The sequence below is a fragment of the Methylophilus sp. 42 genome (assembly GCF_000384155.1).
Lineage (GTDB): Bacteria > Pseudomonadota > Gammaproteobacteria > Burkholderiales > Methylophilaceae > Methylophilus.
The window spans coordinates 205,587-221,601 of the sequence record NZ_KB913031.1; the positions used below are offsets into that span (position 1 = coordinate 205,587).

The window sequence follows — 16,015 nt, forward strand, 5'->3', positions numbered from 1 at the left end:
TAATATACATGGGGGATACGTGCGTTGAACACGACGGCGGAATCATCGGCATTACACGCAGAAATTGTCGGCATGCTGTATTCAAACAATCGCAGATCATTGATGGCAGCCATCGTGGTCATGATTGCGCTTTTGCTCGTGCAATGGCACCTCATCGACCATATCATCCTCACGGTCTGGTCCAGCATTTTCCTGGTGGCTTACGGCATACGTGCTTATCTGACTATTCAATATGAAAAAGACTTGCAGCGCGAACTGCATAGCCGCCAGTGGTTGCAGTGGTTCCGTGCCAGCACCTGTTTTTGTGGCCTGGCCTGGGGCCTGGGCGGTATTCTCCTGTTCCCTGAGGCTGATACGGCGCATCAGGCTTTTTTGATTTTTGCGCTGGTGGGGGTTTCCGGGGCGGGCATCATTATTTATTCAGTCGATACTTTAAGTACCAACCTGTTTAGTGGCGGCATTGTGCTGTTTATGATTCCGCGCTTTTTGATTCATGGCAGTTCAGTCTCTCTGGCACTCGCCGTGTTGTTTGTGGTGTATGTGGTCTATGTGACGGTGGCTGGCCGCAGCCTGGCTACCAGCCTGCGCGAGAATATCTCGTTACGGATTGCATCCAACCTGGATAACAAGAAGGTGCACCAACTGGCCTACTATGATTTTTTGACTGGCTTGCCTAATCGCCGCTTGCTGACAGATCGCCTTAATCAGGCATTTGCACGCTGTGTGCGGCACCAGCATTATGGGGCGGTGTTGTGCCTGGACTTGAATAATTTCAAAGGGCTTAACGATAGCAAAGGTCACCAGGCCGGGGATGAGTTGTTGCAACAGGTGGCTTTCAGGCTGCAACAATGCTTGCGTAAAAAAGATACCATCGCGCGCATGGGCGGTGATGAGTTTATTGCTGTGCTGGATGAGTTATCAACCGACAAGACAGAAGCGATTACCGCGGCCCAGGCCACTGCAGAAAAAATGATGGCGGTGTTTTCGCAGCCCTTTGAGCTGCAAAACAGTAAATACCGCACTGCACCCAGCATTGGCATTTGCCTGTTCCTGGGGGATTTACTTAAAGAAGATGAAGTGTTGCGGCGCGCTGATATTGCCATGTATCAAGCCAAAAAATCCGATAACCTCAATAGCATCCAGATGTATGATGAGGCCGTGCACCCGGCGGTTGAAATGCGCGCCACGCTGGAGAATGAACTGGCATTTGCCTTGCAGGGCAAGCAATTGCTCCTGTACTACCAGGTGCAAGTCAATGAGTTGCAGCAGCCAACGGGCGCGGAAGTATTACTGCGCTGGCAACACCCGACCTTGGGCATGATTCCGCCAGACCAGTTTATTCCGATTGCCGAAGAAACCGGTGAAATTGTCTCCATCGGGCAATGGGTACTGGCGCAAGCTTGCCAGCAACTCAAGCACTGGTCACAGTTTGAGCATACCGCCCAGCTTAAATTGTCGGTCAATGTCAGTGCCATCCAGTTCAGCCAGCCAGACTTTGTGCAGATGGTGAAAGAAACCGTATTGGCGAGTGATTGCGATGCAAGCTGTTTGCGCCTGGAACTGACTGAAAGCCTGATTGTGAAAAATATCGATGAAGTGATTGAAAAGATCAATGCGCTGAAAGTACTGGGCATCACTTTTTCGCTGGATGACTTTGGCATTGGTCAGTCGTCGTTGTCAGTATTGAAGCGGCTGCCGCTAGACGAATTGAAAATAGACCGCAGCTTTATTAAAGATATTGTTCATAACAACTACGATTCATTTATTGTGCAGACCATCATCAATATGGGCAAAAACCTGAGCCACAGTGTGATTGCTGAGGGGGTGGAAATGCAGCAACAAATGGTCATGTTGCAAAATATGGGCTGCCACGCCTTTCAAGGGTATTTGTTTAGCCGTCCGCTGCCTTTGCATGAGTTTGAAGCCAGTTTGCAATCAGCAATACACGGCGGTGCTGCGCCATCCGCAACCGGTCAGCGCAAAGTATTACGTAGCCGACTCAGCTAAACCTTGATCCACTCTTCGCCCTGGCTTAACCAGCGCTCCAGGTGCGCAGTGACAGCAGCAGGATCGCGTTGTAATAGTTGATCCGCCTGGGTTTTGGCTATCTCCAGTAATTGCGTATCGCGTTCCAGATCGGCAATTTTAAGCATGGGTACGCCACTCTGGCGTGTGCCCAGCAATTCTCCCGGGCCGCGGATATGTAAATCGGCCTGGGCAATTTGAAAGCCATCATTGCTTTCAAAAATGACCTTCAGGCGCTGTCGCCCAATTTGCGAACATTGCTGTTTGCTATAGAGCAAAATGCAGGTACTCTTGGCTGCGCCGCGGCCGACGCGGCCACGTAACTGGTGTAACTGGCTCAGTCCCATGCGCTCCGCATGTTCGATCACCATTAAACTCGCATTCGGTACATCGACGCCGACTTCAATGACGGTGGTGGCGACCAGCAGGTGAATCTCATTGGCAGAGAAAGCCTGCATCACCGCCTGTTTTTCTGCCGATTTCATGCGGCCATGGACCAGGCCGACCTTGAGTTCGGGGAAAGCTTGCTGCATATAGGCAAAGGTATCATTGGCCGTTTGTAGTTGCAGCGCTTCTGATTCTTCAATCAGCGGGCACACCCAATAGGCTTGATGGCCTTGGGCGCAGGCGTCATGTACGCGCTGTAAAATCTCATCACGCCTGTCATCGGCCACCAGTTTGGTCACGATCGGTGTGCGGCCGGGAGGCAGCTCATCAATCACTGACACGTCAAGATCAGCGTAATAGCTCATGGATAAGGTGCGCGGAATCGGCGTGGCCGACATCATGAGCTGGTGCGGTTCCAGGTTGTGTGCCTGCCCTGGCAAGGCCGTGCCTTTTTTACGCAATGCCAGCCGTTGGCCGACGCCAAAGCGGTGTTGCTCATCCACAATCGCCAACCCCAGTTGCTTAAACTGCACATCGTCTTGAAATAAAGCATGCGTGCCGACGGCAAGCATGGCTTCACCGCTGGCGATGGCTGACAGTGATTGCTCACGTTGTTTTTTGTTCTGGCTGCCCGTCAGCCAGGCTACTGTCACCCCCAGCGGTTGCAGCCAGTCACATAGCTTTTTGTAATGCTGTTCTGCCAGAATTTCCGTCGGCGCCATCATCGCCACTTGCCAGCCATGTTCTATCAGTTGCAAGGCCGCCAGGCAGGCGACAATGGTTTTGCCACTACCGACATCACCCTGTAGCAGGCGTTGCATGGGGTGTGGCTGGTTGAGGTCGTGCCCGATTTCTGCCACCACTTTTTGCTGGGCAGACGTGAGTGCAAACGGCAGGCTGGCCAGCAGGCGGCCAACCAGGGTCTGTGAGGCGGAGATGGCAGGTGCGCGCGATTGTTTGCGACGTGCGTAATGTTGTCGCATCGAAAGCTGTTGTGCCAGCAGTTCGTCGTAGGCAAGGCGTTGCCAGGCAGGGTGCGTGCGGTCTTCCAGTGTCGCCAGTGCTATCTCGGCTTGGGGTTGATGCAGCAAATGCAGGCTGCTGGCAAAGTCGGGCAGTTGCATGGACTGGTATACCCAACCTGGCAGGGTTTCGTGCAAATATTCTGCTTGCAAGATGCGGTTCACCGCTTTGCGTATGGTGGCCTGGCTCAAGCCTGCTGTGGTCGGGTAGACCGGGGTGAGTGCACTGCTGACCGGCGTGTCTTCATCGACTTTGCGCTGTGTCGGGTGCACCATTTCATAGCCAAAAAAACCAGGCCGCACCTCACCAAACACGCGTAAACGCTGGCCAGTTTGCATGGCAGCGACCTGGTTGGGATAAAAGTGCAGAAAACGCAGATTGATGATGCCAGTGTCATCCTGCAGCCTGACATTCAACATTTTGCGCGGCTTGTAGGCCACTTCATTGTGCACCACCACGCCTTCGATTTGTGTCTGCTCACCCAGGTGTAAGTCGCGGATGGCCGTGATGCGGGTTTCGTCCAGGTAGCGCAGTGGCAAGTGCAGCAACAAGGCCTGCACTGAATGAATATTCAGTTTTGCCAGCTGGCTGCATACGGCGGGCGTGAAACCTTTAATCTCGTTCAAGGGCCGCATGCTGGCATCACCGCTGATTTACTGGATACGTTGTTCCAGCTGGTTGCCTTTGACCCGGTTGATACGCACGATTTGCTGAATCTTGCGCAGATTGCGGATCAAGGTCGCCAGGTGCACGCGGTTATGCACTTGCACGGTAAAGTTTACATTGGAGTACTGGCTGCCATCGCTGGATTCGACACTGACATTATCAATGTTGGCATCTGCATTGGAGATGGTCGCCGCAATTTTGGCCAGCATGCCGCGTTCGTCGACCACCGTAATGCGCAAGTTGACGCTGAACAGTTTTTTCGGGTCGGCATCCCACTCCACGTCCAGCCATTTTTCCGGGTCCAGCCTGAACTTGCGGATGGCAGGGCAATCGTGGGTATGAATGACCAGGCCCTTGTCTTTATTGATAAAGCCCAGAATGGGGTCGCCAGGAATCGGGCGGCAGCAAGGGGCAAATTGTACGGCCATGCCTTCCGAGCCGCGGATGGTAATGGTATCGAGTACTTTGCCAGATTTATCTTCAGCATCGGCCGGATGCGCCAGTAACTGGTGCGCCACCATCAGGCTGTTACGTTTGCCAAGGCCGATATCGGTCAAAATCGCCTGGCGGGTTTTGCTGCCATAGTCGTTCATGACTTTTTGCCATTGCTTGTCTGCAATCTCGGCAGGTTCTATATGCATGGCGCGCAGCGCCACATTCAGCATGCGTTCACCCAATTGTGCCGATTCTTCCACCTTGACGGTTTTGAGGTAATGGCGGATATGTGAGCGGGCTTTGCCGGTGACCACATAGTTGAGCCAGGCCGGATTCGGTTTCGCCAGCGGTGCGGTGATAATTTCAACATGATCACCGTTGCGCATCTCGGTACGCAGTGGCGCCAGTTCATTATTGATTTTAACGGCGACGCAACTATTACCGACATCTGAGTGCACGGCGTACGCGAAGTCAACCGCCGTCGAGCCGCGTGGTAAGGCCATGATGTTGCCTTTAGGCGTAAACACATAGACCTCGTCCGGGAACAGATCGACTTTAAAGTTCTCCAGGAACTCGTGGCTGTCGTCACTCTCGGTCTGGATTTCAACCAGGCGTTGCAACCACTGGTGGGTTTGCTGTTGCAGTTTGGTCAGGTGCGCATCGGTGGTTTTATACAGCCAGTGCGCCGCTACGCCGGCATCGGCAATGTTATGCATTTCCTGGCTGCGTATTTGTACCTCAATCGGCGTGCCAAACGGGCCAAACAATGTGGTATGCAAAGACTGGTAACCGTTGGCTTTGGGGATGGCAATATAGTCTTTAAAACGGCCGGGAATGGGCTTATAAAGCGCATGTAATGCGCCCAGTGCCAGGTAGCAGGCTGCGGTATCTTTGACAATGACGCGAAAACCGTAAATGTCGCCAATTTGCGACAATTTCATCGATTTTTCAGCCATTTTCTTATAAATGCTGTAAAGGTGCTTTTCGCGCCCCTGTACATCATATTCGATCTGGTATTGCGTCAGCTGGTTCTCAATGGCGTCCTGAATCTTGCTGATGACTTCTTTGCGGTTGCCACGTGCCAGGCGAATGGCCTTATCAATCACGCGGTGACGATTCGGATACAGGTACTTGAGGCTGAGATCTTCCAGCTCATGGTAAATCGGGTTCAGGCCTAGCCGGTTGGCAATTGGCGCATAAATATCCAGCGTTTCGCGCGCGATGCGTTTCTGCTTTTCCGGGCGCATTGCCTCCAGCGTCTGCATATTGTGCAAGCGATCGGCCAGCTTGACCAGGATCACACGCACATCCTGGCTCATGGCCAGCAGCATTTTGCGGAAATTTTCGGCTTGCGCCTGGGTGGCGGTTTGCAGTTCTACCTTGTCCAGCTTGGTCAGGCCATCTACCAGGTCAGCCACCTGTTTACCAAAGCGCTCGGCAATCGCCGCACTATCGACTTCGGTATCTTCCACCACATCATGCAACAGGGCGGCCAACAGGGTCGGCAAGTCGAGATGCAGTTTGGCCAGAATGCAGGCCACCGAAATCGGATGGGTAATATAGGGTTCGCCGGTTTTGCGGGTTTGACCGGCATGCGCCTGCTCGGCATAGCGATAAGCTTGCCAGACCAGTTGCACTTCTTCTTCGTTGAGGTACTTGCGGATTAGCTGGGTAAGGGGGGAATCCTCACGGTCAGCAGGGAGCAAGTCCACTTCCTCCAGGGGAGACCTGGACTTGCGATGGGCAGAATCGCCTTGGCTATGGGGCATAGCTGTTTATGCGTGGCCCTTTTTCTCTAACAACTCTACACCGATCTTACCAGCAGCGATTTCGCGCAAGGCAATCACGGTTGGCTTGTCTTTTTGTGAATAGCCGCTCACTAATGGGTCTGAACCATTGGCTAATTGTCTGGCGCGGTAAGCTGCCACCAATGTCAATTGAAAACGGTTAGAGATGTTGTCCAAGCAATCATCGACAGTAATACGTGCCATAAAAACCTCTTAATATGTGAGCCTACATGCAGCGTGCATGCGCGCTGGGTCAGGTAAGTGATTGAATCAATGACGCGTGGCAGGCAACCTGGCGGTTTAACTGCAAGCGCTGGGCGCGAACAATCGCCATCAGATCCTGCAAGGCCACGTCAAAATTATCATTAATTGTAACATAATCAAACTCATGCACGTGACGCATCTCCTCACGTGCGGCGGCCAGACGTTGCGTAATCACGGCTTCGCTGTCCTGGCCACGGTTGTTCAGGCGGTGTGCCAGCGCCTCAATCGAAGGCGGCAAAATAAAAATCGAGGTGACCTGCGGGAACAGTTTGCGAATCTGCTGAGCGCCTTGCCAGTCGATTTCCAAAATCACATCGCGGCCGGATGCCAGGGCGTTTTCTACTTCACTTTGTGCCGTGCCATAACGCGCACTGTGCACATGGGCGCTTTCGAGAAAGCCGCCTTTATCCAGTACGCCTAAAAACTCGGCTTCTGAGACAAAGTGGTAATGGATGCCGTCTTCTTCGCCCGGGCGCGGTGCGCGCGTAGTGTGAGACACCGACAGTTTTAAAATCGGGTCTTGCGCCAGCATGGCACGCACCAGGCTGGTTTTACCAGCGCCAGAAGCAGCAGAAATCACATATAAATGACCATGACTCATGATGCACACCACTCCGGGTTAGGCAGTGAAGAAAATACGGATTTCAAACCCTCGCCCCAACCCTTGCGGATACAGGCGTAATAAGGATCATCTTCCGTCAGGCGTTGCCGGCAATCGGCGCTAAAGGTGTCAGTGCGGTATATCATCAAATCAATCGGTAAAGCCACAGAAATATTACTGCGGATGGTGGAATCAAATGAAATCAGCACGCATTTTACCGCATCTGTGACATTGGTTTGATGTTTGATGACACGGTCGATAATCGGTTTGCCGTATTTGGTCTCGCCGATTTGCAGATAAGGCGTGTCCGAGGTGGCTTCAATAAAATTGCCTGCCGCATAGACATTAAACAGGCGCGGCTGCTCGCCTTTGATTTGCCCGGCCACCAGAATGCTGGCGCTAAAGTCTATGCTATGTTCCTTGAGGGCTTTGCCATCGCGCTGATGCACGGTGCGCATGGCGGCGCCGACGACACTGGCCGCTTCAAACAGCGACTGCACATTATGCAGGTGCGCGTGTGGTTCAGGCGATTTGAGCTGTTCACGGCACAGGTTGACCACCGATTGTGTAATGGCCAGATTGCCCGCCGTCAGCAGCACAATCATCCGCTCGCCCGGCACTTCAAATAAGTGCATTTTAGGCGCAATCGCTACCTGGTCGACACCAGCATTGGTGCGCGTATCAGAAGCCAATACCAGGCCTTGTTGCAGCAAAATACCGACACAATAAGTCATAAGAAAAAGAGGAGTAGGTTAATGTTTAAAAGTCATCATAGCATGCACGGACAAGCTACTGCTGCGCACTTTGTGCCTGCTGTCGCAGCTGTTGTTTATGCTGCTCGCGCTGTTTATCTGTCAGGCCGCCGTGCTGGTTGACACTGACCATGCTCGCCATGCCCTCTGTGCCGCCACCGATACGCGAACCCGTGATCGGACTGGCGCTGCGATAGTCCAGGCCAGTGGCCAATCTGACATGTGTTTCGTTTACCAATGTGCCGTTAGACACATCCAGCCCGAGCCATTGGTCGTGTTGCCACACATCCACCCAGGCATGCGTTTGCATCAGGTTGCCGTTTTCGGTGAACAGATAACCGCTGACATACCGTGCGGGCAGCCCCAGGCTATGGCAACAGCCAATAAAAGCATGCGCATGGTCCTGACAAACCCCTTTGCCAAGCCTGAAGGCCTCGGCTGCCGAGGTATCGACCTGGGTCGCACCTGTGATGTACTCCATCTGCGCACGCAAAGCCCGCATCATGTCTGGCAGTGGCGCATCGGCAAAGCGTTTGGCAAATGCAATCATGGCGGCATCGGCCTGGGTGAGGGGCGTATCACGCAGGTAAATGTCTAATGGGAGTGTGTGCTCAGGCGGGGTGCTTGCAACCCCGGTTTCCACTTCGCCACACACGGCAATGATTAATTCATGATGCGGCTGGTCGATGACCAGGGTATGCGCCAGATTGCCAAAGGCATCCTCAAACGCAGCCAGCTGCCCGTTGACCTTGATCTGCCAATGCTTGACCTGCTGGCCGTGACCATTGCGTGGCGTCAGGCGCAATTGCTGAATAGTGTATTGCGCCATGTCACTGAAAGCATAGTGGGTCTGGTGTTCAATATTGAGCAGCATATGTGTGGTGTGCCAAAGTGAAAAAGCGCAGCGCTGTGTTAAACAGTCTGCGCATGAGGGGGTTCATGGCAATCTATTGTCGTTGTCAGGCCGTCGCACTTAAAAAATTGCGTTGTATTTCTTCACCGAGTTTGCGGTTGGCCAGAATAAATTCATCCAAAAAGTGGTGTACGCCATCTTTCAAAATATCCAGCATGCGGCCGTAGTGCAGCCTGGCATGCATTTGGCCTGCCAGACGCTCGGCTTCAGTCTGGCGGCTACCAGCCACTTGCCGCAAAATCGGCATGATTTCGGCGTAGCAGGCATGCAGTGAACGTGGCATGTCTTCGCGCAAAATGAGCAACTCGGACACTTTCATTGGCTCAATCGCATCGCGGTAAACCTTCTGGTAGGCCTGGAAAGCCGACACCGAGCGCAGCACGGCACTCCATTCGTAATAATCCACCGCGCCGTCATTCGCTTCCTGCATAGGGATTAAAAATTCATACTTTACATCGAGCAAACGTGCGGTATTGTCAGCACGTTCCATAAAGGTGCCCAGCCGTACAAAGCTAAATGCTTCATCGCGCAACATGGTGCCAAAGCACACGCCACGGAACAAATGCGAGCGACTTTTAACCCATTCACAAAACTCACTCAAGCCAGTCTGTGTCAGATCCTGCTTGATATATTGGCCAAACTCCAGCCACAGCGTGTTCATGTTTTCCCAGGTTTCGGTGGTCATGGCCACGCGCACAGCGCGGGCATTTTCACGTGCGCTGCGCAACGAGCTGTAGATGCTGGAAGGGTTGCTGCTATCCATGACCAGATGTTTAATCACATTGGCGGCATTGAGTTCTTTGTAAGTTTTGTCATAAATATCGCGGATACCGGCGATTTCCAATACCGTATCCCACAGCTCTTCTTCATTGCTGCTGTCGGAAGGCAGTAACGACATGTTGTAAGTCACATCCAGTACGCGCGCCACGTTTTCGGTACGTTCGATATAACGCGCCATCCAATATAAATGATCTGCGGTACGACTTAACATATGACGGCCTCTTGCGTTGTTTGTTGGGCAGCCATTTGCGACTGCGAGGTTTCTACACAGACATCATCACGCTCCAGCACCCAAGTGTCTTTAGTGCCGCCACCTTGTGAGGAGTTGACCACCAGTGAACCTTCCTTGAGCGCCACGCGCGACAAGCCACCTGGCACGACACTGACGGTTTTTCCCGAGAGTACAAACGGCCGCAGGTCGACATGGCGTGGTGCAATACCCTGATCTACCAGCGTCGGGCAGGTCGACAAGGCCAATGTCGGTTGCGCAATATAATTGGCCGGTTTGGAGACGATGCGTAAACGGAATTCTTCAATTTCCTGCTTGCTGGCAGTGGGGCCGACCAGCATACCGTAGCCGCCAGAGCCTTGTACTTCTTTCACGACCAGCTCGGGCAGATGATCCAGCACGTAGGCCAGATCATCTTCCTTGCTGAGTTGATACGTAGGCACGTTCTGCAGGATGGGAGATTCACCCAGGTAGAACTTGATCATCTCCGGCACGTACACATACGTCGCCTTGTCATCAGCAACGCCGGTGCCCACGGCGTTGGCTAATGTGACGCCACCATTGCGGTAGACGGAGAGCAGACCTGGCACGCCCAACAGGGAGTCGGGCTTGAACACCAGAGGGTCAAGGAAGTCGTCGTCGATGCGGCGGTAAATCACGTCCACCCTTTGCGGGCCTTGCGTGGTGCGCATGTAGACGGCGTTATTGCGGACAAACAAATCTTGGCCTTCCACCAGTTCGATCCCCATTTGCTGGGCGAGGAAGGCATGTTCAAAGTAGGCGCTGTTATAAGCGCCTGGTGAAAGCAGTACCACGGTCGGGTCAGTGACGCCAGTTTGTGCTACAGAGCGCAAATTATTGAGTAATACGTGTGGATAATGCTCGACCGGTGCAATCGGGTATTTTTTAAATAAATCCGGAAACAGCCGCATCATCATTTTGCGGTCTTCCAGCATGTAAGAGACACCAGACGGCGTACGCAAGTTATCTTCCAGCACATAAAACTGCGATTCACTGGTGCGAACCAGGTCGATACCAGCGACATGTGCATACACCTGGTTAGGCACATTGACGCCTACCATTTCCGGCCGGTATTGTGAGTTGCTTAAAATGCTGTTCGGGACAATGCCTGCTTTGATAATTTCCTGCTCATGATAAATATCATGCAGAAACATATTGAGTGCGCGCACGCGTTGCACGGCGCCTTTGGCCAGGTGTGCCCACTCGCTGGCAGAGATCATGCGCGGAATCACGTCAAACGGAATCAAACGTTCGGCACCATCCTCTTCGCCATAGACGTTAAACGTAATCCCAACCCTGCGGAACAATACTTCAGCTTCGGCACGCTTGGCTGCCAGCTGTTGTGTCGGTACATCGCTTAACCAGCGGTTATACGCCTGATAGATGGCACGTACATTGCCCCCATAGCCCTGCATTTCATCAAAAAACTGTTTGGCCGATTGCGTCATGATGCTGGACCTTTGCCTTACTTGTAAAATTCAATTAAATAAGAGCAAGCCGTGTGCCAGCAAAGAATAGTGTTTTAAATCATATTGTTATTGTTTTTTAGCTGTTGCTACCAAAGCAAAACGCACCATTGCGGTGCGTTTTGGCGTCACGATTTTGGTGCAGTGCCGTTTTACATTTAAGCCGCTTACTCGATGTTCTGAATCTGCTCGCGCATTTGTTCGATCAGCACTTTTAGTTGCATAGACACTTGTGTGGTTTCGATGGCCACCGATTTTGAGCCCAGGGTATTGGCTTCGCGGTTCATTTCCTGCATCAGGAAGTCCAGCTTTTTACCCATGGCGCCACCGGCATTGAGGATGCGGTCCATTTCGGTGATATGGGATTGCAAGCGTGCCAACTCTTCGTCCACATCAATGCGTTGCGCGTAAAGCACGATTTCCTGGCGCACACGGTCGTCATCGGCCTGCATGGCTTCTTGCAGTTTGGCGGTCAGTTTTTCCTGGTATTGGCTCACTAGCGTCGGCAGCAGTGGTTTAACAATGCTAATTTGTTCACGCACGCCTTGCAGGCGATCAAGCAATACCTGTTTGAGCTTTTCACCTTCGCGCTGGCGTGCAGCAATCAGTTCATCAATGCCGCGCGACAGGCCGTTTTGTACGCCTTGTGCCATGGCTTCGGCATCCACCGCTTCGGTTTGCAAGACGCCGGGCAGTTTGAAGACATCGACCAGGTTGATCGGTTGCGCTTGCGGAAAATGCTGTTGCAGGTCTTTGAGCGTTTGTGCAATTTGCGCCACCATGGCCGGGTTGAGCGCCAGGGTGGTGGCTGCGCTATCACTCTTGAGGCTCATGCGGCATTCAACTTTTCCGCGGCCGAGCCGGGTTTGCAGTTGTTCGCGTATCAGCGCTTCAAACTGGCGCAAACTGTCTTCAATTTTGACGTTGAGCTCGAGGTAGCGATGATTCACTGCCCGCAGTTCGATCAGCAACAGGCCGCCCGGAAAACGGGCTTCACTTGCGGCAAAGCCGGTCATGCTTAAAATGGGGTGTGCGTTTTTGGTTTCTTTTTCTGTGGTTTTGTTGGCAGTCATTATCGCGCTCCGGGCAAACTGGACGATTGTATCAAATGCACTATCGATATGCGAAAATAGCGTACAGATAAAAGAAACCCGGTTTTATGGCAGAGACGGCAAGCCACTTAATTCGGCGTTTCCCTTAATAAAAGCCATGATTGTGACGTTAAAGCGCTAGTGAAGCTTTCTAATAAATTCGATTTTGCCTTGCCGGTCGGCACTGCGCTGCATGACTACACCATTACACGGGTGCTGAGTCTGGGCGGGTTTAGTTTCGTCTATCTGGCGCAGGATCCGCAAAAAAATACCGTCGCCATTAAAGAATATATGCCAGTGACGCTGGCTGAGCGTGACGAGCATACGCATATCCGCTCCAATGGCAAAAATGAAGCTGCCTACAAACATGGCATGAAGTGCTTTTTTGAAGAAGGCCTGGCGCTGGCCAATATCGAGCACAAGAATATTGTGCGGGTGAAAAACTTCTTCCGTGCCAACAACACCGTTTACATGGTCATGAAGTACGAGCGCGGCAAATCGCTGCAAGATTACATCATGGCCTTGTCGCAGCCGGTGCCTGAGAGTTTCCTGATCCGCATGTTTGTGGAGTTGCTCAATGGCTTGCGTGAAGTGCATACGCGCAAGTTGCTGCATCTGGATATCAAGCCCGCCAATATTTATATCCGCCTGGATGGCTCACCCATGCTGCTGGACTTCGGATCAGCGCGCCAGGCCTTGTCTGAGGTGACATTGGCGCCGACTTACACACCGGGTTTTGCGCCGCCGGAGCAATACATAGACCGTAAGCACCTGGGGCCCTGGAGTGATATTTACAGCATAGGTGCCAGCATGTATGCCTGCTTGCAACGCGCATCGCCCATCTCGGCCAATGTGCGGCTGAAAGATGATACGCTGGTGCCTGCGATTGAGCTCGGTAAACAGATATACTCTGAAAAATTACTGGCGATTATTGATGAATGCATGCAGCTGGACTACCTGTTACGGCCGCAAAGCGTGTTCTCATTACAGAAAAAAATGATCGGCATCCGCGTGGTAGAAGATCCTCGTGGTTCGCTGGTGGATAAAATCATCAAGGTATTGAATAAACCGCTATGAAATTCACCATTGCACAAGGTAGCCGCCAGGGGCCGCGGCCTTATAATCAGGACCGGTTGGCGTATTCTTACCACCGGCATGCTATTTTCATGGTGCTGGCTGACGGCATGGGCGGGCACCAGCATGGTGATGTGGCCGCCGAAATCGCGGTGAAAACCACGATAGAAGCCTTTCAGCGCGAATCGCAGCCTTTGATTACCCAGCCTGCGCAGTTTTTGCGTGAGCAAATTGCCCGGGCGCATGATGTGATCGAAAATGTGCGTTTGCAAAAACGTTTGCTGGAATCGCCACGCACCACCATTGTCGTCGCACTGATCCAGCATAACAAACTGTTTTGCGCCCATGTGGGTGATTCCCGCTTATATCTCTATCGAAACGGCCTGGTCGAACACCAGACCGAGGACCACTCAGTCGTGCAATCGTTATTAAGAGAAGGCAAAATTACGGTAGATGAGATGGATCATCACCCGCACCGTAATAAAATTTATAATTGCGTAGGTGGAGAGCGCCCGCCCAAAGTAGAGCTGGCGGCGCCGATTCCGCTGCGCGAAGGCGATGTCATTATGCTGTGCTCGGATGGTGTATGGAACACCGTGCCAGATATCAGCATGGCGCAACATATGCTGGCCGCAGACATTAACGATGGCGTGAACCGCTTATTGGACGATGCCGATGCCGCCAGCATTACCGTCGGCGATAATATGAGCGCGATTGCTCTGCAGTGGGGGCAACGGGTGACCAGCCCGCTGACGATTTCAACACTGGATTTACCGGTAGACGTCACCACTACCATGATGAATGAAACCACGGCCCCGCCCAGCCAATATGCGCTGGACCTGACCGATGATGAAATTGAAAAGGCGATTGCCGAAATACAGGAAGCGCTGGGTAGAACCCGGCAACATATTAAATAACAGGAAGTTGTAAACCATGATCAGACCAAGCCAGCGCGCGAATGACCAATTGCGCGCCATCGAAATTATCCGCCACTACACCAAACATGCTGAAGGTTCAGTATTGGTGAAATTTGGCGATACGCACGTGATTTGCACTGCCAGCGTAGAAGAAAAAGTGCCTGGTTTTTTGAAGGGCAAAGGCCAGGGTTGGGTCACGGCTGAATATGGCATGCTGCCACGTTCTACCGGCTCACGTATGGACCGCGAAGCCGCACGCGGCAAGCAAAGCGGCCGTACACAAGAAATCCAGCGCCTGATTGGCCGCAGCCTGCGCGCGGTGATTGATCTGCAAAAGCTGGGTGAGCGCACCATCCATTTTGACTGTGACGTCATCCAGGCCGATGGCGGCACACGTACTGCCAGCATCACCGGTGCTTATGTTGCCATGGTAGATGCCGTGGGCACCTTGCTGCAAAAAGGCCTGCTCACCGAAACGCCCATCAAAGACTCAGTGGCAGCCATTTCGGTCGGTGTCTATCAGGGCACGCCAGTGCTGGACCTCGACTATATCGAAGATTCAGACTGCGATACCGACATGAATGTGGTAATGACCGGCAACGGTGGCTTTGTTGAAATTCAGGGCACGGCCGAAGGTGAACCATTTAGCCGTGATACCATGAACCAGATGCTGGACCTGGCGGCTAAAGGCATTCATGAGCTGGGCCAGCTGCAAACCCTGGCATTGGCAAAATAACCATGGCCTTGCCATTTAATAAACTGGTCATCGCCTCTGGCAATAAAGGCAAAATCCGCGAGATTGCGCATGTGCTGGCGCCGCTAAATATCGACATCGTGTCGCAATCCGAATTCAATGTGCCGGAATGCCCTGAGCCCTATGGCACCTTTATTGAAAATGCCTTGGCTAAGGCACGCCATGCCAGCCAGCACACAGGCTTGCCTGCGCTGGCCGATGATTCCGGCCTGTGTGTCGATGCCTTGCAAGGCGCGCCGGGTGTGATTTCGGCGCGCTATGCCGGGCCGCAACCGGCCAATAGCCTGCTCACGCAAGATGAACGAAACAACGATAAACTGCTCACAGTATTGTCACGTATCAGCGAGCGTCAGGCGTATTTTTACAGTGTGCTGGTGCTGGTGCGTTCGCCACAAGATCCGCAGCCGATTATTGCCGATGGCCTGTGGCGTGGAGAAATTTTGCGCGAATTTCGCGGCACGGAAGGCTTCGGCTATGACCCGTTATTTATGGACCTTGAAACCCGTAAAACGGTTGCTGAATTACCGCTGGAAGTGAAAAGCCGCATGAGCCATCGCGGTCAGGCTTTGGTAAAATTGCTGCAAGCCTTGGAAAGAGTCAGTGTATGAAAAACGAATGGCCAAAATGGGTACGCGATGACGGTTCGGTGGTCTCTTGCACCGAAAAGGTCAAAGTCATGGCCGAAAATTTTGATGAACTCAAGCAAATCGCCCAGGATGCCATGGAAGACGGTTTGCTGATGGAAGTCAGCGAAGAGCAGATGCGTGCTGCGTTGCATGCGCTCGTCGATACTCTGGTTAATCCTTACAACAAGCTATAGGCTTGCCAAT

15 protein-coding genes are annotated in these 16,015 nt (G+C 52.7%); 6 read left to right on the top strand and 9 right to left on the bottom strand.

Annotated elements, in window-relative coordinates; translation table 11 throughout:
- The first annotated feature begins 24 nt into the window (after positions 1–24).
- Positions 25–2,007: a bifunctional diguanylate cyclase/phosphodiesterase gene (locus MET42_RS0100955; RefSeq protein WP_232411206.1), complete on the top strand. Its 1,983-nt coding sequence runs from the start codon at positions 25–27 to the stop codon at positions 2,005–2,007.
- On the opposite strand, the gene recG is transcribed toward MET42_RS0100955, so the two are convergent.
- The 9 genes from recG to MET42_RS0101000 form a co-directional block, all read right to left on the bottom strand.
- Positions 2,004–4,070: an ATP-dependent DNA helicase RecG gene (gene recG / locus MET42_RS0100960; protein WP_019880812.1), complete on the bottom strand. Its 2,067-nt coding sequence runs from the start codon at positions 4,068–4,070 to the stop codon at positions 2,004–2,006. The genes MET42_RS0100955 and recG overlap by 4 nt on opposite strands.
- 18 nt (positions 4,071–4,088) lie before the next feature.
- Positions 4,089–6,305: a bifunctional (p)ppGpp synthetase/guanosine-3',5'-bis(diphosphate) 3'-pyrophosphohydrolase gene (locus MET42_RS0100965; RefSeq protein WP_024930241.1), complete on the bottom strand. Its 2,217-nt coding sequence runs from the start codon at positions 6,303–6,305 to the stop codon at positions 4,089–4,091.
- A 6-nt stretch (positions 6,306–6,311) separates the two neighbouring features.
- On the bottom strand, positions 6,312–6,527 hold the full coding sequence (gene rpoZ / locus MET42_RS0100970) for a DNA-directed RNA polymerase subunit omega (protein ID WP_019880814.1): 216 nt from the start codon (positions 6,525–6,527) through the stop codon (positions 6,312–6,314).
- Positions 6,528–6,576: 49 nt separating this feature from the next.
- Positions 6,577–7,188, bottom strand: a complete 612-nt coding sequence (gene gmk / locus MET42_RS0100975; RefSeq protein ID WP_019880815.1) for a guanylate kinase — start codon at positions 7,186–7,188, stop codon at positions 6,577–6,579.
- Entirely contained in the window at positions 7,185–7,922 is a 738-nt protein-coding gene (locus MET42_RS0100980; RefSeq protein WP_019880816.1) for a proteasome-type protease, read from the bottom strand. Before MET42_RS0100980 ends, gmk begins: the two co-directional genes overlap by 4 nt.
- Positions 7,923–7,977: 55 nt before the next feature.
- Entirely contained in the window at positions 7,978–8,814 is an 837-nt protein-coding gene (locus MET42_RS0100985; RefSeq protein WP_019880817.1) for a transglutaminase family protein, read from the bottom strand.
- An 85-nt stretch (positions 8,815–8,899) separates the two neighbouring features.
- On the bottom strand, positions 8,900–9,844 hold the full coding sequence (locus MET42_RS0100990) for an alpha-E domain-containing protein (RefSeq protein ID WP_019880818.1): 945 nt from the start codon (positions 9,842–9,844) through the stop codon (positions 8,900–8,902).
- Positions 9,838–11,331 carry a circularly permuted type 2 ATP-grasp protein gene (locus tag MET42_RS0100995; RefSeq protein ID WP_019880819.1) on the bottom strand — a complete coding sequence of 498 codons (1,494 nt, stop codon included), beginning with the start codon at positions 11,329–11,331 and terminating at the stop codon, positions 9,838–9,840. Before MET42_RS0100995 ends, MET42_RS0100990 begins: the two co-directional genes overlap by 7 nt.
- A 185-nt stretch (positions 11,332–11,516) precedes the next feature.
- A complete protein-coding gene (locus tag MET42_RS0101000) occupies positions 11,517–12,422 on the bottom strand; it encodes a YicC/YloC family endoribonuclease (RefSeq protein WP_019880820.1) in 906 nt (301 codons plus the stop codon).
- 159 nt (positions 12,423–12,581) lie between these two features.
- Between MET42_RS0101000 and MET42_RS0101005 the strand changes: the two genes are divergently transcribed.
- From MET42_RS0101005 to MET42_RS0101025, 5 genes are read left to right on the top strand one after another with little or no spacing between them, the layout of a single operon-like run.
- The gene (locus MET42_RS0101005) at positions 12,582–13,517 is read left to right on the top strand and encodes a serine/threonine-protein kinase (RefSeq protein ID WP_019880821.1); all 936 of its coding nucleotides are present in this window, start codon (positions 12,582–12,584) and stop codon (positions 13,515–13,517) included.
- The gene (locus tag MET42_RS0101010) at positions 13,514–14,431 is read left to right on the top strand and encodes a PP2C family serine/threonine-protein phosphatase (protein ID WP_019880822.1); all 918 of its coding nucleotides are present in this window, start codon (positions 13,514–13,516) and stop codon (positions 14,429–14,431) included. The genes MET42_RS0101005 and MET42_RS0101010 overlap by 4 nt, the downstream gene beginning before the upstream one ends.
- A gap of 16 nt (positions 14,432–14,447) precedes the next feature.
- The gene (gene rph / locus MET42_RS0101015) at positions 14,448–15,167 is read left to right on the top strand and encodes a ribonuclease PH (protein ID WP_019880823.1); all 720 of its coding nucleotides are present in this window, start codon (positions 14,448–14,450) and stop codon (positions 15,165–15,167) included.
- Positions 15,168–15,169: 2 nt separating this feature from the next.
- On the top strand, positions 15,170–15,793 hold the full coding sequence (gene rdgB, locus MET42_RS0101020) for an RdgB/HAM1 family non-canonical purine NTP pyrophosphatase (RefSeq protein WP_019880824.1): 624 nt from the start codon (positions 15,170–15,172) through the stop codon (positions 15,791–15,793).
- Positions 15,790–16,005, top strand: a complete 216-nt coding sequence (locus MET42_RS0101025; RefSeq protein ID WP_019880825.1) for a hypothetical protein — start codon at positions 15,790–15,792, stop codon at positions 16,003–16,005. Before rdgB ends, MET42_RS0101025 begins: the two co-directional genes overlap by 4 nt.
- Positions 16,006–16,015: the final 10 nt, after the last annotated feature.